This is a genomic window from Victivallis vadensis (assembly GCF_003096415.1).
Classification (GTDB): domain Bacteria; phylum Verrucomicrobiota; class Lentisphaeria; order Victivallales; family Victivallaceae; genus Victivallis; species Victivallis vadensis.
In genome coordinates, this window is sequence record NZ_QEKH01000015.1 from 1 (window position 1) to 24418 (window position 24418).

General features: G+C 53.8%; 24 protein-coding genes. 14 read left to right on the top strand and 10 right to left on the bottom strand.

Annotation, left to right across the window (positions count from 1 at the left end; all coding sequences use genetic code 11):
• The first annotated feature begins 163 nt into the window (after positions 1-163).
• From C8D82_RS10080 to C8D82_RS21575, 5 genes are all read left to right on the top strand, one after another.
• Positions 164-3943 (top strand): sugar-binding protein, encoded by a 3780-nt coding sequence (locus tag C8D82_RS10080; RefSeq protein WP_116884160.1) that lies wholly within the window; start codon positions 164-166, stop codon positions 3941-3943.
• Positions 3944-3989: 46 nt separating this feature from the next.
• Complete coding sequence (locus tag C8D82_RS10085) at positions 3990-5666, top strand: hypothetical protein (protein WP_116884161.1); 1677 nt, start codon at positions 3990-3992, stop codon at positions 5664-5666.
• A 505-nt stretch (positions 5667-6171) separates the two neighbouring features.
• Complete coding sequence (locus C8D82_RS10090; RefSeq protein WP_116884162.1) at positions 6172-6393, top strand: DUF3791 domain-containing protein; 222 nt, start codon at positions 6172-6174, stop codon at positions 6391-6393.
• Positions 6390-6887 carry a DUF3990 domain-containing protein gene (locus C8D82_RS10095; RefSeq protein ID WP_116884163.1) on the top strand — a complete coding sequence of 166 codons (498 nt, stop codon included), beginning with the start codon at positions 6390-6392 and terminating at the stop codon, positions 6885-6887. Before C8D82_RS10090 ends, C8D82_RS10095 begins: the two co-directional genes overlap by 4 nt.
• A complete protein-coding gene (locus tag C8D82_RS21575) occupies positions 6875-7288 on the top strand; it encodes a hypothetical protein (RefSeq protein ID WP_187144067.1) in 414 nt (137 codons plus the stop codon). The genes C8D82_RS10095 and C8D82_RS21575 overlap by 13 nt, the downstream gene beginning before the upstream one ends.
• A gap of 65 nt (positions 7289-7353) precedes the next feature.
• Here C8D82_RS21575 and C8D82_RS10105 read toward each other — a convergent pair whose 3' ends face one another.
• From C8D82_RS10105 to C8D82_RS10145, 9 genes are all read right to left on the bottom strand, one after another.
• The gene (locus C8D82_RS10105) at positions 7354-7815 is read right to left on the bottom strand and encodes a hypothetical protein (RefSeq protein ID WP_116884164.1); all 462 of its coding nucleotides are present in this window, start codon (positions 7813-7815) and stop codon (positions 7354-7356) included.
• Positions 7812-8288 carry a DUF3990 domain-containing protein gene (locus tag C8D82_RS10110; protein ID WP_207776111.1) on the bottom strand — a complete coding sequence of 159 codons (477 nt, stop codon included), beginning with the start codon at positions 8286-8288 and terminating at the stop codon, positions 7812-7814. Before C8D82_RS10110 ends, C8D82_RS10105 begins: the two co-directional genes overlap by 4 nt.
• A gap of 66 nt (positions 8289-8354) precedes the next feature.
• A complete protein-coding gene (locus tag C8D82_RS10115) occupies positions 8355-8600 on the bottom strand; it encodes a hypothetical protein (protein ID WP_116884166.1) in 246 nt (81 codons plus the stop codon).
• Between the two features lie 133 nt (positions 8601-8733).
• Positions 8734-9492: a hypothetical protein gene (locus C8D82_RS10120; protein WP_116884167.1), complete on the bottom strand. Its 759-nt coding sequence runs from the start codon at positions 9490-9492 to the stop codon at positions 8734-8736.
• Positions 9489-10028 (bottom strand): hypothetical protein, encoded by a 540-nt coding sequence (locus tag C8D82_RS10125; protein ID WP_133245145.1) that lies wholly within the window; start codon positions 10026-10028, stop codon positions 9489-9491. The genes C8D82_RS10120 and C8D82_RS10125 overlap by 4 nt, the downstream gene beginning before the upstream one ends.
• A 96-nt stretch (positions 10029-10124) precedes the next feature.
• Positions 10125-10826 (bottom strand): hypothetical protein, encoded by a 702-nt coding sequence (locus tag C8D82_RS10130; protein ID WP_116884169.1) that lies wholly within the window; start codon positions 10824-10826, stop codon positions 10125-10127.
• 59 nt (positions 10827-10885) lie between these two features.
• Positions 10886-11830: a hypothetical protein gene (locus C8D82_RS10135; RefSeq protein WP_133245146.1), complete on the bottom strand. Its 945-nt coding sequence runs from the start codon at positions 11828-11830 to the stop codon at positions 10886-10888.
• A gap of 13 nt (positions 11831-11843) precedes the next feature.
• Complete coding sequence (locus tag C8D82_RS10140; RefSeq protein ID WP_116884171.1) at positions 11844-12833, bottom strand: hypothetical protein; 990 nt, start codon at positions 12831-12833, stop codon at positions 11844-11846.
• Entirely contained in the window at positions 12824-13831 is a 1008-nt protein-coding gene (locus C8D82_RS10145) for an AAA family ATPase (RefSeq protein WP_116884172.1), read from the bottom strand. Before C8D82_RS10145 ends, C8D82_RS10140 begins: the two co-directional genes overlap by 10 nt.
• Positions 13832-14106: 275 nt before the next feature.
• Between C8D82_RS10145 and C8D82_RS10150 the strand changes: the two genes are divergently transcribed.
• The 7 genes from C8D82_RS10150 to C8D82_RS10180 all read left to right on the top strand — a co-directional run bounded on the left by C8D82_RS10150 (position 14107) and on the right by C8D82_RS10180 (position 22866).
• Positions 14107-14433, top strand: a complete 327-nt coding sequence (locus C8D82_RS10150) for a hypothetical protein (RefSeq protein ID WP_116884173.1) — start codon at positions 14107-14109, stop codon at positions 14431-14433.
• Between the two features lie 10 nt (positions 14434-14443).
• A complete protein-coding gene (locus C8D82_RS10155; RefSeq protein WP_116884174.1) occupies positions 14444-14779 on the top strand; it encodes a hypothetical protein in 336 nt (111 codons plus the stop codon).
• Positions 14766-17636, top strand: coding sequence for a VirB4 family type IV secretion system protein (locus tag C8D82_RS10160; RefSeq protein WP_116884175.1), 2871 nt, complete (start codon positions 14766-14768; stop codon positions 17634-17636). The genes C8D82_RS10155 and C8D82_RS10160 overlap by 14 nt, the downstream gene beginning before the upstream one ends.
• Positions 17637-17726: 90 nt before the next feature.
• Positions 17727-20504, top strand: a complete 2778-nt coding sequence (locus tag C8D82_RS10165; RefSeq protein WP_133245147.1) for a coiled-coil domain-containing protein — start codon at positions 17727-17729, stop codon at positions 20502-20504.
• Between the two features lie 15 nt (positions 20505-20519).
• Entirely contained in the window at positions 20520-20969 is a 450-nt protein-coding gene (locus tag C8D82_RS10170) for a hypothetical protein (protein WP_116884177.1), read from the top strand.
• Positions 20970-20980: 11 nt separating this feature from the next.
• Positions 20981-21862, top strand: a complete 882-nt coding sequence (locus tag C8D82_RS10175) for a hypothetical protein (protein ID WP_116884178.1) — start codon at positions 20981-20983, stop codon at positions 21860-21862.
• Positions 21859-22866, top strand: coding sequence for a hypothetical protein (locus C8D82_RS10180; protein WP_116884179.1), 1008 nt, complete (start codon positions 21859-21861; stop codon positions 22864-22866). Before C8D82_RS10175 ends, C8D82_RS10180 begins: the two co-directional genes overlap by 4 nt.
• A 5-nt stretch (positions 22867-22871) precedes the next feature.
• Here the strand turns inward: C8D82_RS10180 and C8D82_RS10185 are convergent, their stop codons facing one another.
• Positions 22872-23147: a hypothetical protein gene (locus C8D82_RS10185; protein WP_116884180.1), complete on the bottom strand. Its 276-nt coding sequence runs from the start codon at positions 23145-23147 to the stop codon at positions 22872-22874.
• Between the two features lie 82 nt (positions 23148-23229).
• On the opposite strand from C8D82_RS10185, the gene C8D82_RS10190 reads away from it, so the two are divergent.
• Positions 23230-23838, top strand: coding sequence for a hypothetical protein (locus C8D82_RS10190; protein ID WP_116884181.1), 609 nt, complete (start codon positions 23230-23232; stop codon positions 23836-23838).
• Positions 23831-24418: a hypothetical protein gene (locus C8D82_RS10195; protein WP_116884182.1), complete on the top strand. Its 588-nt coding sequence runs from the start codon at positions 23831-23833 to the stop codon at positions 24416-24418. Before C8D82_RS10190 ends, C8D82_RS10195 begins: the two co-directional genes overlap by 8 nt.

Consider the following 24418-nt stretch of genomic DNA (forward strand, 5'->3'; position numbering starts at 1 on the left):
TATGCCGGATTTTCGCTTGAACGCGGACGGGTTCGGATGTATTACCCGCCGCAAAAACAAAACTTTCATTTTTTCATATTACTTTTGACACTACCCCCTCGACTTGGCAAGAAAAAGTCAAGGATCAGCCGAGCGAGCTCATTGCCGTCAAATAGGTGTCTTCATGCGGAATATAGCGATCGCGTTGTCATCCCTCCTGCTGCCGGTGCTGCTGCAGGCGGCGGTGGTGGAAACAGACTGGTGCAGAATTGAAGCGCCGGATTCGGTCAAGGTGCAGGAAAACTTTTCCGTCAAAGTCTTCCTGAAACAGGGGGCACCCGCCGGGTTGAAGCTCGGCGGCGACATCCACCTGCTGAAACAAGACGGCACCTATCTCGGGTTCGGCGCTTGGGGAGGAACGCCCCGGGACGCTGCTTCCGGAAACGTGATGGAATTTCAATATCGTATGCCTGAGATGAAAAACGGGTCAGATACGGTGATTATCCACTATTTCCTGACGAAAAGCGGCTGGGCGGAACGGGTGAAGGACGTTTCCTCGCCGCGGATCAAAGTCGAAGGGGCCAATACGAAACGCCCGGCTTCCGCTTCGCTCAAGAAGAGCTGGATTACGACCGGCAGGGCGGAACGCGCCGACGGCAGACCGCTCTCCTCCTGTCCGTTGCGGGAGGGGGAGGAGTTTCTGCTCCCGGTCCGCTACTACGTCGATCCGTCGGACGACTGGGGCGGAACGGAGTTGACGATCCTCGGTGTCGGCCCCTGGATCGACTGTCCGGATGGCGTCTATTCGAAGCATCAGCGCCACATGATGTATCCGCTCGCAATCTCTCCACTCCGCTGCCGAATCGGCGAAGAGGTGCAGGAGAAGATCAAAATCCGGGTACCGAAACTATTTTCCGCCCGTCCTCCGGAAGCGGGGGTGCTCGGCGACAGTCTGCTGCTGATTTTCCAGTTCCGCGGAAACGACGGGGGAACATGGCCCTGGCAGGTCCGCACGGAACTCGGGAATTTCCAGCGCGGGGAGAGCTTTTTCGACTTGAGCACTCCGATGCCGGGCAACCTCTTCCCCGGTCCGAAACCAGTCGAGATCATTGTAACGCCCGGCACGCTGGCGGCGAAATCGGGGGAAACGCGCGAACTTGTCTGGCAGGTTTTCCAGATCGATGGCAGCCGGGTTGCCACAGGGAAGCAATCCCTCTCTGCCGCAGCGGAGCCGCTGCACATTTTCCCGCAAATTCCGCCGGAAAAACGGGGCACCTTCCGCATCCGTGCCGCGGTGGACGGCTGGGAAGCCAGAGAGACGACATTTGCCAGAATTCCGGACATCGAGGCGATGACCGGGGGGGCCGCCACGCCGTTCGGCGGCCAGAAGTTTGCCGGAAATCCGGAGGCGGTTGCCGCCGCCCGGCTGCTCGGCCTGCGGTTCTGCCGCACCTGGGTGAAGTGGAACTCGCTGCAGCCCGCTCCGGAGGTGTGGAACGATGCCTATCTCAATGAATTGAAAGAGTCGGTCGCACAGCTGAATGCGAACGACATCCGTCCGTGGCTGGTGATCTACGATCCGCCGGCCTGGGCGATCGACAATCCGGAAGGGTGGTCCGCCGGATTCTTTCCGTTCCCGTTCCGGGAGCGGCAGCTGGAAAACGTCGTCCGTCGGCTTGCCGAAACTTTCAAGGAACAGGTAATCGGCTTCGAATGGCTGAACGAGATCTGCCCTGGGAAACTCAGCAGCAATCCGGTGGACGACTACCTCCGTTTCTGCCGGGTCGCGACGCAGACCGCCAAAGCGGTAAATCCGTCGTTCGAAATTCAGGCCGCGGGCGGATTGTGGCCCCGCTCCTACCGGAAATCGCTGCTGGCCGCGGGACTCGCGAACCATGTCGACATTCTGCCCATTCACTACGGCGACTCCAATTCCGTGCAGCTGGCGACGGAGGATCTGAAGAACCACGGAGCGACTCTCCCGGTCATCGACAATGAAACCGGACGCGGCCTTTCCACCTGGAGCATGCCGCTGGAAACCGCCCTGAAAGACCGGAGCCAGAGCGACTACTTCTTCACCCGTTTCCCGGCGGAACTGCTTGCCGGCTGCCGAAGGATCGTGCTCTTCGGCGGCGAGCCGGATCCGGCCGGGAACTGGTCCCTTTTCTGGGGAGACATGAGTCCCCGCCCCTCCGCGGCGGCGCTGGCGGTTTTGATCTCCAAGCTCTGGAACACCAGGCCGGTCGGAGAGTTCTCCCTCGGCCGCGGAGACTCGATCAAACTCTTTGAAGCCCCAGGTAAACGGGCGGTCATGGTGGTCTCCACCGTCGAACGGGAAGGCGAGACCATCCAGCTGCCGGCGGGCAAAGGCAAACTCATCCTCACCGATCAGCAGGGCAACGAGCGGCACCTTCCGGAAGCGGAACGCCACACGCTCGAATTGACCACCTCCCCCTGTTTTGTCGAAGGCGGTGAAATCGACGTGCTCAAAGCGCAGCTGATGGTGCGCCCCACCACTGCGGGGAGTGGCGCTCCGAATCGGAATTTCGTGCAGGGGCACACGGCGGAACTGCCGGTCACGATTGCCAATCTCATCGACAGGCCGCTGAATTGCCGAATCGAACTTGCCGGCATTCCCGGCAAAACCGCACCGATCGTCATCACTGATCTGGCTCCGGGCGAAACGTTGCAGAAAAGTTTTCAGTTTCTGCCGGAGCGGAGCGGCAAATTCACTGCCATCCTTCGAGTGGACTTTCAAACACCGGAATTTCCGGAGGTGAAAAAACGCGTTTCCATCAGCGTCATTCAGCCGGATGCCGTCGGCAACCTGCTGAAAAATCCCGGGTTCGAACAGGCGCGGGGCGGGGAGGAAACTCTGCCGGCCTTCTGGTATCCGACGCCCGGCGACGCCGGGAGGCGTTTCCGGTTTCAGTCGCCGGATGAGCTGGGGCACGGGGAGTGGGTATTCCGCTTTCAGGGAATCGAAAAACAGTATGTTTCGATGTTCCAGAATCTGGAGGGCTCCTTCCTGCCGGGCAAATATCTCTACAGCTTCTGGATCAAGTCCGATTCGCTCCAGACCGGCAGCAACTACTCCGCTATCGCCCCGGGCGGCCGGAGCATCCAACGCCACTGGCTCCAGATTTTCCAGTCGCCGGTGACCCAGCCGCACTGGGAGCTCTTCTCGGCGGTAGTGGAGGTGCCGGAGAAGACCGAGAAGATCTCCTGCGTTCCTGTCTGTTTCGGCAACGGCTGGTCGATGATCGACAACGCGGTCTTCACCCTTTACGAAGGCACGGAGTATGTCGGATTCGCTCCGCGGAGCCGTTCGATTTCCATCGATGGGGAACTGAATGATTTCGACCGTTCCTCGCCGGTGCCGCTGCTGGGGAAGAGTCAGCTGCGGGTGGAAGCGGCCGGATACGATTGGAGTCCGCAGCGCTTCAGCGGTGTCGCCTACTTCAACTGGGATGCGCAGAATCTCTACGTCGGGGTCGAAGTGATCGACCGCGAACACATCCCCGGCCCCCGGGAGGAGGAGTGCGTCAAAGGCGACAGCATCGAAATCGCGATTCATCCGCAGAACCGTCTGCCGGGTGAAGAGAACAAGGCACTGCTCTTTCAGGTGAGTTCGGTCGCTCCGGGCGGGAGCGGGAGACATACGATCTACCGCCCGGACCGTTACTGCGGCGGCTTGAAATCCGGCTCCTTGGCCAAAGACTCTTCCGTCTACGACATCTCCGTACGGCGGCAGGGAAACAGAACCACCTATGAACTCGCCATGCCGTGGAGTGATCTCGGCGGAATTCGTGGTGAATTCGGCACGAAACTGGGACTCTCGCTTGCTCTGAACGATGGAGATGGAACGCGTAAACTGGCATCGATGGTTTGGGGGGGAGGGTTACTCCCGGCATGGAATCCAGACGCATTTGGAATGCTTGTTTTGGTAGAAAAACAGCAATAAGAAAAAAGGAAGCGCAACGGAGAAATCTGTTGCGGAATTATAAACCATGTTTTATCAGGAAGAACTGCGTTGGGCAAGAGAAGCGGAAGCATTGAAGCCGCACTTGATTCATGAGATGATTTCAACTGTCTCGGTAGTACGGACCGAAGAAGATTCTGCGGTATGGCAAGGCTGGAAAATCAGACCGATTGCTTCTCCAGAAGATATTTTCAATCGGGAGTTGCCGCACACTTGGGAATACACATTTGACTTCGGTCGTTTCTGCGTTGGTTTTCCCGTGTTGGACTTTGAATTTATTGGATTGTTTGATGCTCCGTTTCGATTGGAAATCAAAATGGCGGAAACTCCTTGCGAATTGGCACGTGACTTCTCATCATACCATGGCGACCTCGGCCGAAGTTGGCTTCAAGAAGCTTTGATTGTGGAAGATGTTGCGGTATCCACAATCCGTTTGCCACGCCGCTATGCATTCCGGTATCTGAAACTGAGAGTCGTGGGAAATTTCACTTACAAGGTGATTCTCCGCAATGTTCGATGCGACACGGTATCTGCAGCGGACTGGTCAGTGATTCAACCGCTTGGAGAACGGTATGACGAATTGGATCATGCAATTTACCGGATTGGCTTGACGACACTTGCATCCTGTATGCAGGAAAGCTTTGAGGACGGCCCCAAGCGAGACCGTCGTCTTTGGTTGGGGGATTTACGTCTTCAGGCGCTGGCGAACTATAATTCGTTTAGGAACTACAACCTTGTAAAACGCTATAATTATGAATATGAAGTTGATGATTTGACGATCGAAACGGTGAAAGAGGAGAAAAAAGACGAAATCACTTCTCCTGTATTTTCTGCTGATTTCAATCAGAATACAACGGCAGTCGATGATAAGGGGAAAGCGATTTTGCCGGAGCAAAGCAGCCGTGTTTCATTTGTTCCGGGCGTAGAAGGGACTGCTGTTCAGGTAAAAGCTGCCAATACCAAGTTACTGAAGTACCGGCCTGCACTATGGTTTGTTACGGAGGATGGGCGACTGGAAACGAAAAGCTTCGGTTTGCCGGGAGCGGAACTGGAGGTACCGTCCCTGAAGGATTTCAATATTTCCGTCAAGATGCGTCGCCTTGGCGAAGTGCCGGCCAAAGGGAAATTCTGTTCGTTCCAACTTACTGCTGCTGATGATCGGCTTCTCACTATCAGTAATAATCGTGAGAAAATCTGGGAAGTAAAGACTCTCGACGACAAATATTTTCCCCGGCAGATAGAGCAACTGGGGGCTGATTTCCAGGATGAGGCGATGCTAACATATACATTTGAACAAAAAGCCGGTGTGCTCACCTGCGCAGTAAACGGCCAGGAATTCTATTCCGGCCCTGGTGTCGACGTATTGAAGAAATTCACGATTATCTCGTATGGAGTTAACCCTCTCCTTTCCGCTGGTCGGAACGTCGGCCGGATTGATAACAATATTTTTCACGCCGAGGCAACAGAGCGTACGATGCGCCTCATAACCACTGAAGCCCGCTTCATATACACTCCGATATTCAGCCTCCGGATAATTCCGCTTCAAATGGTTCGCCAGTTCAACTGGGTCCGGGTTCATGCTGAAGTTTTCTATTTGGTGACAACAATGTCTGATTGTCACATGCCAGCTCTTCTTGTGTACATCTATTCCGCAATAAATCACTTGACCTTTGAACGATACCGTGCTACATTCTTTCATGGCTGATGTCTCCTTTGGGATGTTTTAACTGTCTGCATGACTCTGACCGTCAGAGCCGATGCCTTATTTACAGTATCACATCTTTGAGAATCAGCCTCTTTTATTTCACATGCGCTACTTCATTACTTTTACCATAGCAACTTTGAAGGTTGTTTTTGTCGGCGCGCTCACTTGACTGACGCGTCGACAAAAAACGGTTTTCAAAAGCAATGTTTGAGGAATATGTATTTATATACCTGATCGAGGAAATCTAAATTTGTTTTACCGATCAGTTCCTCTTTTCGCTGAATAAGCTGCATTTGATTCATTTTCATTCCTTCAAAGTAATGATTTTCGCTTCGGGAATTTCCCGGCTCACTCTGAGTGGCCGGGAAATTCCTCACCGCAAATCCCGGCCGAAAATTAATATTTTTCGCACTGTTTCAAAAGAAGAAACAAGAGTTGATATGATTCCATATTTTCAGCTTGTTTTTTGGCATAATAGACTTATAGTAAATGATGGAGGACTTCAATGAGTACATCGGAAGAAAAAAAGCTTGCATTTGTTTCTTTCTGCGTGGAAGAGTACAAGGCAAAGATGGGGTGTTCCGGTCAGAAGGTGATCGATTTTTTCAATCGCTATGGAGTGATTGAATATCTGCTGGAGCATTATGAGGTGTTGCACTCGATGGGAGCACGCGCCATTTTGGAGGAAATTGAAGCCTTCATTCGCAATCGGAGGGAGCAGGCATGAAATTATTCCACGGCGGCCTCGTTCCAGTCAAGGAGCCGAAAATTTTATCGGCCGACAGGATCGGAGATTTCGGCATCGGGTTTTACACGACCTCAAGCGAAGAGCAGGCCCGACGTTTTGTCCAAAGCAAAGCTGCCCGGCAAAATGTAGCCGAAGGATGTCTTTCGATCTATGATGTGCCGGATGATTTTCTGCACAATGACTTTCTCCGAGTTCGGACATTCAAAGCTGCGGATGAAGAATGGGTTGATTTTGTTTTGAAGAATCGGCGGCAACCGGATTTTTGCCATGATTATGATATTGTTGCGGGGCCGGTTGCGAATGATCAGGTGTACGCCAGTTTTGCTCTGTATGAAAATGACCTGATCTCGAAAACGGAATTATTGGAACGGCTGAAAGTCCGCCGGTTGGTCGATCAGATTTTGTTTCATACGGAAAAGTCTCTTTTGATTTTGAATTTTACGGGCAGCGAGGTGATCCGATGCAGGAAATAAACCAGCAGAATTTGCGCTTGCTGATTCCCGGGAAAGCTGCGGGAGTTGCCGGCCTGATTTCAAAGAATACCGGAATGCCGTTGAAAGAGGCATTGCTTCTGTTCTATCGCTCTTCCCTGTATAAGCAACTGGAAAGAGAGGAGACCAAAGTCTGGCATTACAGTCCGGCACAGCTTTATGAACTGGGATTTCGCAGATTTTCCCGCCATAAACGGAATGGCCCCGGGCACAGCAAGCTGGCAGCGCATGAAAAGTGGATACTGAAAGCTTGGAATGAGCAGCACATGAGTGCCAGAGCGATTGCCGAGGAGTTGCATAAACAAGGCATCGAAACATCACCGTCGAATGTTTGGAAATTTGTGAAAGTCCGCAGGAAGAACGAAAGCAGAAAAATAGATTAATTTCCCTCGTTTGGACAAACTGCTTGATTGGAAGTTTCAGCTTTTGCAAAAGCAAATTTCCGGGATCAAAAGATCAGCGGCTGCCCAGCCAGATAGGATTGGAAAATATAATCCGGGTTCTCGAAGAACATGCTGCTGTTGTAGTCATCCAGTTTATCAGCGATCCACGAATTATAAACCTCGACCAAGGCGTCTGCAAAATCAATGCCTTTTTCCCGGGCTACCGCAGCAATCAGACGTTTGTAAACTTTGCCGATGTCGAAGTGGGACGGTAACGAATAGCGGCACATTGCGACATTGTCGAATGTTCCCGGCTGAATGTGGCATTTTTCCACCAGCTCATCCAATAATTTATCCATATTCTCATTATGGTAAATATCGGCCAGCTCCAGCAGATGCCGTATCTTTTCAATTCCGAGAGCATTGACTACGACACGTCGGTGGTTTCTGGTTTTACGTCCGATATATTCGAGCAGAGAACATACGAAAAACAGATCGTTTTCCCGCTGATCTTCACGTCCGGTCATTTGGCAACCTCCTGACTGCTTTGAAAGCTCAAACAGCTCAAGGCCTTTTCTGAACAGAAAGCGATCTGATGAGTCGGATGCTTGAATTTTGCCAGAATCCAGAATTGTTCGCGTGTCAGAATACCGCTGATGAAATCCGCCACATAGTTCCAGATCTGGTCATTGGCCATTGCTCCAATCACAATATCATGCGGATGCGGTTTGCCGTTACGGCAGGCCACGATGAAATCCAGCCATTCTTCCGTCATCTGGTCGAAAGCAAGGATATCCAGTTGGAGATTCGGAGTGTATTCGTAGGTGTTGACGACCGGAGTATCGAAACGTCTTGACCAGCGCTCTGCTTGAGGCAATAGTTTCGTACAGTAGAAACCCGGTCCGAAATCTTTATTATTTCGACTCGGTTTGACTTCCGGAGTCCGGATTTCACTGTAACCGCCGTGATAGACAATCATTGTCGCAACCTGTTTTTCCATATATCGCAAACTGTGGTACTTCAATATAACATTTGCAATTATATTTACAAATGATACCGGCCCGAATTACGCGGATATTCGTTTGAGGCGGGCAAATGCTTCCGCAGCAATGTCGGCAGCTGCGATCTGGGCGGACTCGCTGCAGATTGCGATAGCTTCTCCATCCTGTAATTTTGCCGCTGAACCGTTGACGGCGTATAGCACGCCGTCCGATTTGCGGTAGAAAATCTGAATGGTTTCGTCAGGATTTTTGCGTTGTTCCAATTGAATATCGATGATAAGTTCCGTTGGTTTGGTAATTGCCGGCAGCATTTCTTTTTCCTCTTGTTCGGTGTAAAATATGATTCTTCATTGCTGAAAAATCAAGATTCGGAATGAAACTTCCGGGATGATTTTCCTTTTTCAGACTTGAGCAGGTAAAAGTGATAAAACACTTTTCGTATTTTCATTGGCAGTTTGTCCGTATGGTGTGATAAATCTGCCGCAGCCATTGGTACTGATCCTGATATTTTGTCTGCCGTTTGCCGTTATCAGCCAGAATCTCATCGAAGAGGTAAGAGATCAGCGGCTGACCGTGAAGTGAAACTGAACTGATAAAATGAACCTCCGGAGAAGTTCTGTTGTCGGGAACCACGCTTCGGACTTTCGGCAGCGACCGATCGAACCGCAACTGAACCATGTTCCGGTTGACCGGCAGGTGTGGGGGCTCAAACCTGCATAACTGCATCTTCGCTTCCTGCGGCAGCATGAAGAGGTAAACGGATTCATATCGTACTCCCTTGAAGAAATCGACCTCATGATTTTCCGGCTCCTCCACCTGCTCAAAAATGTTCCGGTTCTTGCCGATCAATTGCTCTCTCAAATCACAGATGCACAGGTTTTCCAGTGTTCGTGTCAATTCGATCTCCACACGGCAGCTCAATTCATTGATCAGGATTTGTTTCAAAGTCTCTTCCGGTTGCCGGATTGAAGCAATGTGGGCGAAGTAGGTCGGCCAGATATAGACAACGTCATCATCATAGCAGTTGAGGCAGTATTCAATGGAATCCATACCGATGGTTCGGCATTCCTCGGAACTGAATGACATGAATTCAGGACGCTGTCCCTTGCCGGGAAGGATGAGTTGTTTTTTGACCAGGAATTCGATTCTGCCTGCCTTGAGATCGACATGAGCCATGACGATGGTTCGGCGCTCGTTCTTCATACAGCCTCCGGCATGACGGCTGCTTTCTGCCGGGAAAGCGGCAGGGACTGTTCCGGCGGCGGCAGCGCCTCCCATAACCAGAGGGTGACATATGCGGCCGGCAGCGTTTCAAGATTGACACCGGAATTCAGGAATTGTGTCCGGATACAGTGGCAGTAGAATGGATCATGGCCCTGAGTTGCGAGGTGGGTTTCAATCAGTTTTCGTTTGTCTGCACATCGTTGCCATGAAGCCCATTTTCGGAGTTTGAGATTGTTTAAGCGGGCCAGCTTTTGCAAGCGCAGCCGGACACGTTCCCGATGAGACCGTTCTTTGGCAAGAATCATTCTGCCGGTTTCCAATGCCGTGGACGTCCAGAACACTTTGGACATCCAGCCCGGGCGGTTCTCCGGGCAGTAATCCATCGTCAGATCGACCGTCCCCCGCCAACGAGCAATCAGATCGCTTTCCGACAGTCTGTCGAGCTTGAGTATGAGCGTCGGGAACAAGATAATCCGTTCCCGGCTCATCGCTTCGTATACCTCGCATCTTCTCATGATACCTCCTGTCCTTTTGGTTCTGCGCGCTCAATCGCAGAGCGCGCAGAACAACAAGAGATAGGATAGAAGGGAAAATATTTTTACAGATAGTTTTCATGACATCGGCCGGTTCTGTTTGGAGTGGAATTTCCACATTCTCCTGCGCTTTCGTTCGAGATTTTGGATTTTTCCCTGAACCTCTTCCCATAACGTGTCGTCGAGACTGTCCTGCCATTGTTCCAGTTCATGCCGGGAGCGAAATATTTTTATTTCCGGACAATTGGCCTGCATTGTTCGAATCGCGGCATCAGTAAAATCGGGAACGGCAGCGAGCGGCAGGACATCCGCCTGATTCCCGCCAGGAAAGTTGAAGCTGAGAAAAACCAGCTCCGCAGAATCGTTTTGTGAATACATACGGAGTTGCCGCCGCCATTTTTCGACTGTCACTCGGCTGTTTTTATCAGGTTTCGACAACTGATTTATGGTTTCCCGGAACGCCTTATCTATTATCAGGTAATTGAGGTCGAATTTCGAGGTACAGAATAAAAACAGATCCTCATCCGCGATCTCATAGACATGATAAGGGTGCCCATCTTTGAAACTGATCAAAGTCAGCATCCGTTTTTTCGGAGTCCGGAAAAAGCAGGCCTCAAGAAGAATCAGGAAGATCGCGGCGATCAACAAAATTCCCATGATCAACATCGAGAATGCCAGCGGTTCGGAAGAGTCTTTACGAGTATCGCTTCCAGCGAGTATAATCAGGAGCAGCCCGAAACAGCCCGCTTCCAGCACAGGCAACAGTTTTTCATGCTTCATATTCAATACTCCGGAATTGGCCCCGCTGCAGCCGTACCACTGCCGCGGGGCGGGGGGGACTATTTGCCGATAACCGGCGCTTTGGTTTCTTTTTCCAGAACCGAGCGGGTATCGAGGACACTGCCGAGTTCGATCATATCATCTTCCGGCATATCGAATCCCGGAATGATTTCCTGCGGGAGTTCCGGAGGATAAAGCCGCTCCTCTTCAAGTTTGCGGCGCTGTTCCACCGCTTCGCCGAGTGTGGCGAAACGCAAAAGCCCCGTTTCGGCACTTTTTTCCACTTCATCGGTGAGGTGAAAGATTTCGCCGATATCACCGGCCGCCCGAACACAAATGGCATACCTGACCGGTGGTGTAGCAGAATCACCGTCCCGGAATTTCTCCCAGAGCCGATAGTCGCGTTCCGCTTCTTCTTCGGTGTCGAAAGTGAATCGCTCCCGGTAGTTTTCCCTGAGTTCGTCGTGAGTGATTTCCCATCCGGTTTCAGGCGGAAATGGTTCGATATCGTTGAGCTGTACGAAGAAGGGCGCGGTTTCAACTGTGAAACCGAACCTGGGCTTTGCGGGTGGTTCCGGCTCCCGGCCGGGTACTGCGAGTGGGAGTTCGATCTTCTGCTCGCGCAGCCGCACCAGCTCCGGGTAGAGTTCGACGGCATAGCCGCGCGCGATCTCCCGGCCGAGGGCATCGGCCCCGGCCAGCACCATATCGTAAAGATAATGCGAAGCCGGCAGCGGCAGTTCCTCCTGAATTTGAGCGCGGGCGATAGCGCCGCCGATCCGGCGGGCCCGGATCAGAAAATCGAGGCGGTTGCGGGAGTCGGCATCCATTTGCGGATGGGCGGCAGCGGCGGCTGTCTCCGCCGGAGCTTCCGGCACAGAAAGTTGACGAAGTTCCGACAGGATTTTTTCACGCAGCGGCGCGGACTGAAACCCGTCCTCCTGACGGTGCATTCCGATTTCACAGGTGAGTTTGTCGATGAGTTTCCGGTAATGTTCCATCATTGAAATGCCTTTCTTATTTGATTTGACTGTTGCGCAGAATGTCGAGAGCGGCGTTCCGCGACATCATGGCGGTTTCGTAATCGGGAAAGACCTGAGCGTACAGGTCGTAGCGGGGAAGCGAAATCATCTCCGACTTCTCGCCTCGGGCGGCCGGCGTGATCTCGCCGATCTCCACCCGACCGTCGGAAAAATACCGTTCGCAGTAACGCGCGGGTTCGGGGGATTTTTCGATTTCAGATGTGAAATGTTTCTGATTGGCGAGGAAGCCCCACACCATCGAAATGGGCGTTGCCAGCTCGGCTTCCACCTTGCCGCAGCCGCGCAATGCGAGAGAGCCGGCCATGGCCCGCCGCGATTCACCGGCTTCGGCTTCCGCTCGCGCGAGGATGATATTCCGGAGATAGTGATGCGCCCGATTCCGGAAAATCTCCTGATTGGTTTCTTCCTCTCGGATTAGGGAGAGTTCGAGGAGCGTGACGAACAGTTCCATCAGAAAATAGCGTTTTTCGACATCCGGCTCCTGCTGGAGAAAATCGCAGATGTAATTCCGGACGCCGGCGCTTTTCAGAACCGGGTTGGAGAGCGCGGAACGGATCAGCCGCAGGCGCCTGTCCGCCAGTTGGAAGATTTCGATGAATCTCTCCGGCAGGAATCCCGGCTCCGTCTGCATCTCCAGTTCGAGGTTCAGGAACTTGAAGAAGACGCAGTGAAATTTTCCGGCGCACTGCCAGAACTTCAGGTGAAGCCGATCCCATTCGCTTGTCAACTCCATGACGCCGGCCAGCCCCCACTCTTTGATGGTACGGTGGTACTCTTTGTCGGCAGCCAGGTGCCAGACGATCTTGAATGGCGGCGTGATGCCGTACAGCTCGTCCAGAACGGCGGTGCGGCATCCTTTGCCGGTGAGCTTCGCGTGGACGGCCTTGCGCTTGAGCATCAGCAGGAACCCCTGCAGCCTGTGGTCGAACACGTGGGTCTGGAAACAGTCGTTGATCAGTAACATGAATGGAACTCCTTTGTTTGATTGGGTTTGGGAAGCAAAATCAACTGCCGCGATCCGCCGGGAGCAAGATCGAGCCAGCCGGTTCGTTCTTTTTCCGGGGAGCACAACAGTTCGAACATAAATTCTCGGATGGTTCTCTCGACGGAGCTGCGAAGCTCGCGCGCGCCGTTGCGCGTATTGTCGATGGAGCGGATCGTTTCCTCGATCAGATCGGCCGAAAAGCCCCTGATATCGATCCGGTGCGTTCCCCGGTAGACCGGAAGCAGCTGCGCATAGAATTTACGGGCGATCAGCCGCAGGTGTTCCGGCTTGAGCGGCCGGAAGATCAGGATTTCATGGTTGAATTTGCCGAAACGGGCGACGAATTCGGGAGAAAACCGCTCTTTCAACTGCATCTCCAGACTCTGCTGCAGCCGGCGTTCGCTGAGGTGTTTTGCGCTTTGGAAAAGGTGAGCGCCGATATTGGAGGTGGCGATCAGGAAAAAGCGTTCGAGATTGTAGGTGCGATTGTTGTTGAGCGTGATCCGCGCGGCATCCAGCTGCTGCAGAAGGATCGTGAAAAGCTGCGGATGCGCCTTTTCGATTTCATCATAAAGGATGATGCCCTCGTCGTTCTCTTCGAGGAAGCGCTCAAGACGGCCCGGAGATTTTCCGCCGGGAGTACCGAGCAGGTTGACCAGCGCCTCCTCTCCGGCCTGGCGTGAAAACTCCGACATATCGAGCCGCAGCAGCCGCGCATCGGGCGAACCGTACATGAACTCTGCCGCGGCCCGGACGGATTCCGTTTTCCCCACACCGGTGGGGCCGAGCAGAAACAGGGTTCCGCGCGGCCGGTTGGGAGTGCTGAGTTGGCACCAGCCGTATTTGATGCAGTCGGAAAACGACCCGATGACGGTCTCCTGTCCGATGATCTGCCGGCGCAGAAAAGTTTCCAGACGACGGCTTTTCTCGACGACTTCCCGCATGGTGTCTTTTGAATCTCTGTTCAGGTTTCTCATGGTTAATTAACTCATAAAAATTTGAAATTTTGTTGAGATTTGCTCTTGATGTTTTGAATCCGAGATGCTTTATTGATATCGCATAAAGGAGATCTATTCTAAAATTAAATTAAACACATATCATCTTTATTTCAAGCGCATAGCAAAAATAAATCAAATAAAAATCGATAAAAATGAATCATATATAACCATTGTATATCACGGTTATTTATCGTTACGATAATAACGATAAAATAATAGTAAATAATAACGATAAAAAACAAGGAGCGGATAAGATGAAAATGTACCATCAGCTCTCCGACAAAGTGAAAGGCTTCGTGATTTCCGTTGTGATCCTGGGAATGTCGTGGCGGTCGGACGCCTCAATTCAGCAGGTGACGCTGGACCAGGGTCTCGGTTTTGTGGGGTATTTCATAATCGGGATGATCATGCTGACGAGCCTGATTCTGATCGGAGTCGGTGGGTATCAGCTCAGCCAGGATTCCGGACGCGGCAAAATGACGATTGCCGGCGGCGTACTGACCCCGGTGTTTCTGGCGGTGGTCTATTGGATCTTCAAAAATATCCTGAACATCGACCTGGATTTCATTTCCAATCTGTGAGGAGCCGGATATGAACGAGGAAATTTTGATCGTAATCAACCGCAATCCCGGCCAGGCGGTTCACTCGGTCGTGAAACTGTTCGGCATCCGCATTCGGGGCAACAGCGTCTACATCTTTTTCGGCGGCCTGCTCGCCGGGGTGCTGCTGGCCATGGCGGCTTATCAGGTCAGCATTCTGCTGGCGGCGATGTTGCTGGTTGCGCCGGCAGCTGCTGCGGTCGTTTTCATCCGGATGTTCGTGGCCAACAAACCGCGCGGTTATTTCGGCTTCTGGCTTGAGGAACGTTTTCGCGGTTCCAAACTCAATCCGCCGCAGAAAGCAGGAGGTAACCATGCGTCTGCCTAATGCGTACATCGTACAGACAGCGAATCCGCAGGAGAGTTTTCTGGTCTACGGGGAACTCAACTCCAGGGGATTTGCAGCGAAAGGCTACCGGCTTGAGGTGCCGAATCTCGACAATGCGGGCAATGCGCTGAAGAACGATCTGTTCATGCGCCTATCGGGCTGGCTGGCTTCGCAGAGCCTCGATAAGCGCATCCAGATCCGCTATACGCGGGATGCGGACTACCGGGATATTCTGGAACGGTACAAAGAGGACACGGAACAGTATGCCGCCGATCTCTGGAGCCGGAAAATCCGCTCTGAGAATTATGATGATTTCATGCGGCGAATTGCGGAACGCAGACTGTACCGGGAGTATGTTTCCGTATATTTCAGCAGGGAGCTGCGTCAGTTTATCGGTTCGGATTTCATACCGGAACAGGAACAGGACAGGCGCCAGTTTGAACGGGAAGTGACGACCGCCTTTGAAGCAGACCGGACGGAACTGCAGCAATTTTTGAATCAGCCGGTAACTCCGTTGGATCACATCGGACTGTACAAGGAATACTACCGCGCGGTCAATAAATCGGCGTTCGATCTGGATATCGATTACGAGGAGGATTTTGAGGCGGATCTCGCCGGAATCTACCGTTGCGGCTATGCGAAAACTTCTTCCGAACCTGGTGCGGTGAGTTTTCACTCGGACGGCTATTTCCACAATATCTTCACACTCCATGACTTTCCGAAAAGCGACCTGACGCCGTTCGCCGGCAACCGCCTGCTGGGAAACGATATTCAGAATTTGACGATAGCAGTCAATATTGAACCGCTGGACACGGAAAAGGTCATTGAACAGAAACAGAAGCACTGGCGCCGGGTGCGTGCGGACCTGCTGGAAGAAGAGAGCGAAGTTGCGGCCTCCGCCGGGCTGGATGAGCTGACCGAGCACATTTACCGGCTCGGCAAGGGAGAGGATTCGCCTTTCCGGATTGAGTATGTGATCCATACCTGGAATAAGGATGCCGCTGAACTTCAGAGCGACAGCATGATTCTGCGGCAGGCTGCGACTTCAATGCTGACCTCGCTGGACTCCTATGAACTCGGTCTGCAGTCCATGCACAATTTCCTGAAGACGCTGCCGGGGTACACCTGGTATAAGCGGCATGATGCGGCACTGGACTGCATGCACCGCCCGCTGGCGGCCATGCTGCCGTTTTCCTGTTCGTTTGTCGGAAAAGGCGCGGAGGGAAATATTCTGTTCGGAGGTGATCACTGCAATCTGATGACCTTTTCGTTTTTCGACGGCGACACGCCGCAACATACATTGTGCCTGGGCCAGACCGGATCGGGGAAGTCGGTCAATTTCGTATCGATTCTCTCGCAGGCATACTACCAGTTTGCCAAGGTCGTGATCATCGAAGAAGGCGGCAGTTACTACAACCTGACGCGGATTCACGGGAATGAAGCACAATATATTGTGATCGACCCGAATGCCAACCAGACGTTGAACTACTTTGACACCGGCGGCCTGCCGCTGACTCCGGGACAACTTGAATTTGTGACGGCGTTCCTGACCGCCATGTGCGGCGAGAGCAGCGACCTGGAGGTGATTCAGGACCGGACCGCTCTCATCAGCCCGTTCGTCGCGGCAGTCTATACGGATGCGTATGTCGAATGGCGCAACCGGAACCGCGAAGGACTCGAACAGGCTGCCCGGATGGCGTTGTCCGTGGAAAAACTGATTCCGTCCATGCCGATCGACCGGAATACTGCGCTGGACGCCTGGATCGAACTGCGGGATGCGCTGGCAGCCCCGGCGGAGAGTCCGGATGAGGCCCGGCGCCGACTGAAGGAACTTTACAAATCGTGGACGATCCGGGAGCTCAATGACTATATCATCGAGGATCCGGAGATGCTGCGCAATATTTCGTATGCGTATATGGCGAAGTCGGATATGCCCTATCACAGTCAGCTGGTGGAGGCGCTGCGCGAAACTTCGCTGCTGCATCTGGATCGCTCCGACCTGAACCGGGTCGCGGCCCGGCTGGCGGTCTATTCCGTTGAAAGCGGCAAAGGCAGTCTGTTCGACGGAGAAACGACGGTGGATCTCGGCAGACGCTGGGTTCATATCGAACTCGGAAAAATCGCGCAGAGCGGTTCCGTACTGCGGAATCTGGTCGGGATCGTGATCAACAATCTGGTGATGAACCAGATCATCAATATGCCGCGCGGCAGCGCCAAACTGTATTTGTTTGAGGAGCTGGCCCGATTGCTCGCCACGGTTCCCGGAGCGGCGGAGATCGTCAAACAGTCTTATGCCCAGTTGCGGAAATACAAGTGCGTAGCGGTCACGATCACGCAGTCCGCCGCCCAGATGACGCAGAGCGGTGTGGGGCAGATCGTGATGACGCAGAGCAAGCAGTTTCTGTTTTTGCGCAATACCGATGCGGCCGAACTGCGGCTGATCACGAATTATGTGCCGCTTTCGGAGGATGCTCAACAGAACATCCGGAATTTCCCGACGCCGGAACATCTGCCGCCGGGCAGGAAGTTTTCCTCGTTCCTGCTGGTTGCGCAACGGGCCGGCTGGCCGCTGTGCGGCGTCGGACGGAATTACGCTTCTTCGGCGGTTCTGGCGGCCGCGGCGACCTCGGGAGGGCTGCACAGCCGGCTGGAACGGCTGATGAAGGAACTTCAGGCGCAGAATGCGGGCTTGCCGTTTGCCGAACTGCTTTTGAGGGCAATGGAGATCGCGACGGTCGACAACACGCTGTTTGCGATCCTCGACCGGATCGAAAAACTCGGCAATGAACAGATCAAATCTCTGGTGATCGATGCCAGAATTGAGTTCAAAACTTTACAGAAAGGAACAATGATATGAAGAACGACCAAGACAATCGCCGGAGCTTGAAATGAAAATTCCAGTTCTCAATGAAGGCATCAAAATATCAATCAGTTTACAGGAGGCATTATGTTAAAACACTCACTGCTTGCGACAGCTCTTACCGGAATCATGCTCTGCAGCCATGGAGCCAGAGTATTTTACCAGTCCGAGGAGGCGGCACGGAGCTACCAGATTCCGGTGACGGCGGATCAGGTCGGCCATACGGCCACTTTTCTCGGATGCGCCCAGCGGTTCAACGACAATTATCTGCACATCGTGATCTACCTGACTGATCCGGAGGGAACCCGGCTCGGCCAGACGATCCTCGACACGAAAGTGACGGCGAGCATCAGCCTGATCAAGACGACGCAGCTGATTGAGGGAAATTACGTCCTTGCAGAAACCGGCAACGGCGACGATCCCACCAGGGGCGAGATGGTGATGGCGACGGCGATCGACTGGGACGCCCCCGGCGACGATATCGGCAATCTGCAGGAGGAGTGGAATCAGATGCTTGACGATCTCAAGGATGAACTGAGCGGCGAGCTGGATTCCCGGACCGCAGAATTGCAGGGTAAAATCACAGAGCTGCAAAAACAGTTGAATGACGCGATTTCCAAACACGATGCGGATCAGGCGGCGATCCTGAAAAAGATCGAAGAGTTTCAAAAAGAGATTTCCACCTTGGAAACGGAGCTGAAAGCCAGAATTGCAGAATTGGAAAAAGCCAAAGGCGAGTTGCAGGCGGAACAGGATCAGCTTCGTGCGGATCATGAAAAGGATATTGCGGCACTGAATGCCCGGATCAATGAACTGGATTCCAAGTTCGGAGCCGAGATATCCAAGATTCAGAACATGATCACGCAGCTCACGCAGAACATGGAACAACTTGAAGATCGCTTTTCCGCGACCGACGAGGAACTGAAAGATAAAATCGAACAGCTTGAAAAGGAGCAACAAGAAATTCGGCAGGAGATCGCCGAAGGCAATCCTGAACTCAACGCCAGACTTGACACACTTGAAAAACAGCAGCAGGAGTTGGAAAACAGGCTGGATGAGGAAACGGAGGCGCTTCGCAGCGAGATTTCCGAGCTGAGCAAACAGCAGAATCAACTCCGGCAGGAACTGGAGCTTGCGAAGATCAGGCATGACAGCGATATCGCGTCGATCCGAAGCCGGATCGATTCGGAAACCGCCACGCTGAAAGCCGCGCATGAGGCGGATATCAAACTGCTCGAACAGTCGATTTCCAACCTAGATTCCAAATACACCGCAGAGTCCGGACGGCTCAGTTCGGAACTGGAGAGGACCAACGACCGGCTGGCAGAACTGGAAAAGGCGTATGCGGCCGGCAACAAGGAGCTTGAAAGCGAGATCAATGCTCTGAAGCTGGATCAACTGTCGCTGTCCAACCGGATTGCGAATCTGGAAGCGGCGCATTCGCGTGATGTTTCCTCGCTGCAGTCGCAGATCAACGAGAAGAATGCGGCGTTGAACGACAAAATCGACAGCGCCGTGGCCGATCTGCGTCAGGAGCAGCTTGCCGCCGAAAACCGGTATCGGGAGCAGGTCCGGGAGCTGAATGACCGCCTTGCCGGTCTGGAATCGAAATTGGACGCCAAAGTCGATCGCCTGAGCGACGCCGATCGGGAGCTGTATAAGGAGATCGCCGCTCTGCGCGAAAAGCTGGCGGGGCATCAGGCAGAACTGGAAGCGGTCAAGGCCGCCCATGAACGGGACATCGCCGCTCTTGAGGAACAATACCGCGAACTTGACGCCAAATATCAGGCCGACAAGGCGGAACTCGATTCCCGGATTGCCGACATCGAAACCGATATTGTAGGGCTTCGTGAGAAGCACGAGGCGGATGTTGCGGCTATCCGCGCGGAAATCGATGAGGCCGCGCAGGGACTCAATGAGGAAATCAAAACTCTCTATCAGGAACTGGCGGCGCAGAAAGAGGCGATGGAAATTCATAAACAGGAAGTGGTTCAGGCGATAGACCGTATTCAACAACAGATTTCCCTGCTGGATGAGGCGATCAACGAGCGGCTGGCCAACCTTGAAAACCGGATTCGCTACTCCGTCTATTCGGATGAGAGGTTGGCCGAACTGAAGAAAGAATACGAACAGAAAGTCCGGGAAAAGGAAGCGGAAATCGCCGCGCTGGATATCGAAATCAGAAAACAGCAGGCGGCCGGTCAGGACGTTGCGTTGTTGCTCGAACAGCGCAACCAGGCGCTCACGGAACTCGAAAAGCTGCGGAATGAACTCAAGGATATCGAATTTGCGATCGTAATTCGCAACGATGAGTCAGAATTTGCGGTTCACGAGGCTGAAATCCTGCAACTGAAGAAAGAACTGGCTGCGTTGCGAAATTCGACTGACGCTCTGATCAAGGATCTGCAGCAGCAGTTGATCAATACGGAGAAGAAACTGCTGGCGTTGATCGAGGAAATCAAGGCCGGCGCCGCAGGCGAGGATCAGGAACTCCGGCAGGAGCTGGAAGCGTTCAAGGAACAAGTTCTCGAATTGATTGAAAAACTGCAGGCCGGCCAGACCGGAGGCGACGACGCCTTGAAACAACTGATTGAGGAATTGGACGCCTCCCACAAAGAGTTGCTGGCGAAGTTGGAACAGCAATTCGCGGACCGTCTGGAGGAACTGAAGGTTCAGCAGGACAAGCAGTACGACAATCTCCGGACAACGATAAGCGATCTTGCGCTGCAGCAGCGATACTCCAACGGAGGCTTTTACGAGCGTAGTTCTTATCAACTGCCGAACATCGAATCAGAAGAAGTGCCGGCGGATAATCGCGATCTTCGGGTAAGTCCCGATAAAACTCTTGAAATGGAAAATTTTTAATGGAAGGAACTGAGTATGAAACGAATTGTGATGATGATATGTGCGGGAGCGATCGGAGCGGCGGCATTGTGCGGCTGTTCGTCGAGCCAGTTGGCGAATACGTCAGCTTCCGGCCTGCTGGCCCCGGCCCTCGGCCTTGGCGGCGGACTTGCCGGATTGTATGCGACCGAGGACGAGGATGTCGGCACGCAGCTGGCGGCAACCGGTGCGGCGGCAGCGGGAGCTTTCCTGCTCGGCCAGTTCATTGAGAACGACTTCAAGGAAGAGAAGGCCAAAGAGTACCGGGCCGGTTACGACCTCGGCCGGGCGAACTCCATCAAGGAACTGTACTGGCTGACGCAACAGCTTCACCGTGCGCAGGATGGCGATCAGCCGCAGATGCAGATGTATGAACTGCCGGTGCAGTACCCGGCCGATGGCGCGAAGTATGTCCCGGATACGGTCTATCTGCCGGTCGTCAAGTAGGAGATGCAACGATGAAAATGGCGAAATATACCGCTGCAGTCCTGTTTGCCGCGCTTCTCTGTGCCCCGCCGCCGGCGATGGCGTTTCTGCAGGAAGTGCATGACAGCGTGATCTATGTGCACAACACGATCAAGGCGATTCAGGACGAAGCTTATCAGCAGATGGCATTGGATATCGGCGCCGACCAGCTCGGAACGACCGGCGAAATCCTGAAAACCAGCGTGGACACGTTGAAAGTCACCAAAGATACCTTCGATGTCTGCAAGGACACCTACGATACCGCTATGGATATCTCCGGCTACATCGGTGATCCGATGAAGCTGACTTCCTACCTGAACTCGCGCTTCTGGCACGAGAACGAGATCTCCGCCGCGCTGAACATCACCCGCGACGCGATGGAAATGGCCGACGGCGATGTCGCCTATACCGGCGAAATCGAATCGATGCTGCATCAGGTCGATTACGCGGTCGCCGACGTTCAATTGAAGCAGTCGGAGAATCTGGCGGAAACTCAGAAAGGGGCGATTGCGGTTCACAAGTTCATGTCGGAATGGGGGCCGAAGGCGCTGATTCAACTGGCCGATCTGAACCGGGAGGACCAGAAATACAATCCGCGCGAATCCTCGCTGACGGAAATGCAGTACGCAGCTTACCGGAACGGCATCTGGCAGTCCAACACGCTCGGACAGATGTTCGCGGCGCAGACCGCCCACTCCGCGATGGTGGCGCAGCAGCTCTACATGGAAAATGTGCGCACGGATCAGGCGGACTACGACCGTGCCAAAGCGATCTATGACAACCGGAATCTGACGGAAGCCGGGAAAGCGGCGCTTGAGTCCAAAGGGGCCATATCCGGCAATTTCATCGACGCAATTCTGGGAGATGACGAATGAAACCGGAAATGGCATTGCAAAACATCATGCAGGTGATGGTCGATATTCTGGACAAGATGCACATGGTCTGTCTGGCGTTCGCCCTGCTGCTGATCCTGCTCTCCGTCTACCGGCAGTATTCGCAATTCGGGGAGTTCCTCGGATTGAAATACATGGCGGGCGTACTGCTGACGATCGTCCTGATCGGGCTGTTCCCGGAAGTCTCGGATTACCTCTTCCGGGCCATGTTGAAGTGGGGGCGGCAGGTCACTGCCGAAGCGGAGGCGGTGATGAAGGTCCTGTTCGATATTGAAATCGACGGAGCCTGGTATGACTCGATCGTCGTGGGGATTTCGAGCGTGATGTACAAAGGGGGCATCTGGATCGGCCGTTTTATCCGGGAGATCATGGTCATCGTGCTGTGCGGTTTGTTCCTGATCCTGAAAACCCTGTCGCCGATCTTCATTGCGATGCTTGCCGTGCCGGAAACCAAAAGCGTTGCGATCAATTTCCTGACCGTGGCGTTCGGATTGGTAATGACGCCTCTTTGCATGTTGTTCGGCGACCTTGCGATGATCTGGGTTGCGGCCCAGATGTGGGAGCAGACCGGGATGCTTGCCGCCGTCACGGCTGCAACCGGAAGCCTGGCCGGCGGCGCGGTCGGCGGAAGCCTGACGGTGCTGGCGAGTTCACCGCCCGGAGCCATCACGGTTGCCGCCGGAGCAGCCGGGGCGCTGATCGCTTTCGTTTGCGTGTTTGTCCTGTTGTGCGTGGTGATGTATGTGGGAATTCCGTGGGCCTGCATTTCGCTTTTCCGCGGAGCGGGAATCGGCAATGCGCTGGCGATGTCGCTCAATACCGCCTCCAATGTGATGGCGGTGGTCAGAACCGGCCAGACTGCCGCCAGATCGGCGCCGGGAGGGCTTGGAACCGTTTCAAAGGCATTACACGCCAGAAGCGCTGCAGCCAATCCGGCCGGAGCCGCCGGGGCGGGACGCTCCCCGGCCGGAAAGGAGGAAGCATGAAACGGTCACTCTTTGTCTTTCCCGGCCGGATTCTCGTTGAAGAACAATGTTTCCGGCGCGGGCGTGGAGTGCTTGCGGATATTTTCCCGTTGAATCCGGTGGATTTCCCGGGCGTCTTTGATCGCCTGCCGGCGTCTCGCCGCTTTCCGGCGGTCAGCCTCGGCCTGCTTTTCCATAAGCTCGGTCTGGCGTTTGATGTTCGCTCGGGTTTCCTCCGATTCGCCGCAGCCGGTGAAAACGAAACCCGCAAGGCAGGCTCCGAGGATCAGGAATTTCTTCATAGCAGTTCCTTTCTTTGGAAAAGTTGTTACAAACGGGTCTGCCCGTTCACTGATCAGAACGGGCAGACCGGAAAGGCAATATATGTCTGCTGAAATTTATCATCCCACTGCCTGTGAACTGGTTTGCCGGGAACGTCGGTTACTCGTTTTCTGGATCGTTTATCATGCCGTCATCTGGATTGCCATTGCATTGGGCGCGTTTTTCGCGGTCCAGTATATGACCATGCCGGACCGGGTGCTGGTCCTGGGACGCGACCGCAATATCTACCTGGGCAATTCCGCACCGGTGGAGTCCCGGATCGTAATTGAGGACATCGCACTGCGGGCGGCCTATGCACTGCTGTCGCGCCGGTACGATTCCCGGGACGACCGGCTGCTGGAAATGGTCTGTACGAAGCGCGGCCTCGGGCGGGCGCGCAACTATCTGGACAGTACCCGGGAGTTGTTCGAGCGGCGGATGCTGATGCAGGAGATCGAACACTGTTCGGTCGAATACGTCAGTTCCGGCGGCGGATATTTCGCTCTGGTCAAGGGAATCCTGAACCTGAGCGGCATCTATTTCGGCTATCCGCACATTCAGAAACGCGACTTCGCGCTGCTGATGCGGCTGGAACGCTCGGCTTCGGATTTCGAGCTGCCGTTCCGGGTGGAAGGACTGAAACTGTATGAGGAGGAACATCAGGATGAATGATCCGAGTTATCGCAACTGGAACCGGTGGCTGCTCCGGGGAGTGCTGGTCTATGTGCCGCTCTCTTTCCTGACTCCGCTGCTGATGTACCAGTTCCGGGACAACAATCGTCTGATCGTGATCGACGGGCGCAATTCATACCATGTCACGAAATACGCCTCACAGGAACAACTGGTCCGGCTCTATGAATATATGGCAAGGCTGGGGACCGATGCGCTGCTGATGCGGAACCCGGCGGGGCTGGACCGGCCGGAACTCTTCGATGAGATGTATGTGGGACAGGCCCGGCAGAAGGCGCTCGATCTGCTCAAGGCCGAGGCGGAGAATTTCGGGAAACAGGAGCTCCACCAGAAAGCGGAGATTCTCGGAATTCAGGTATTGGAGGCCGACAGCCGCACCTCGTTTTTGAAAATCTCAGGACAGCTGCTCCGCAACTCCGGCAGGAACCTCAACGCTTCCGCAGAAATTCTGCAGTTCGAGCTGTCGATGAATCTCGTGGTCAACTACGACCTCGGAAAAAATACGGTTTATCCGTTTGTCGTTTCCGATATCAATTTCAATCAGCAATCAATCAGAAAGTAG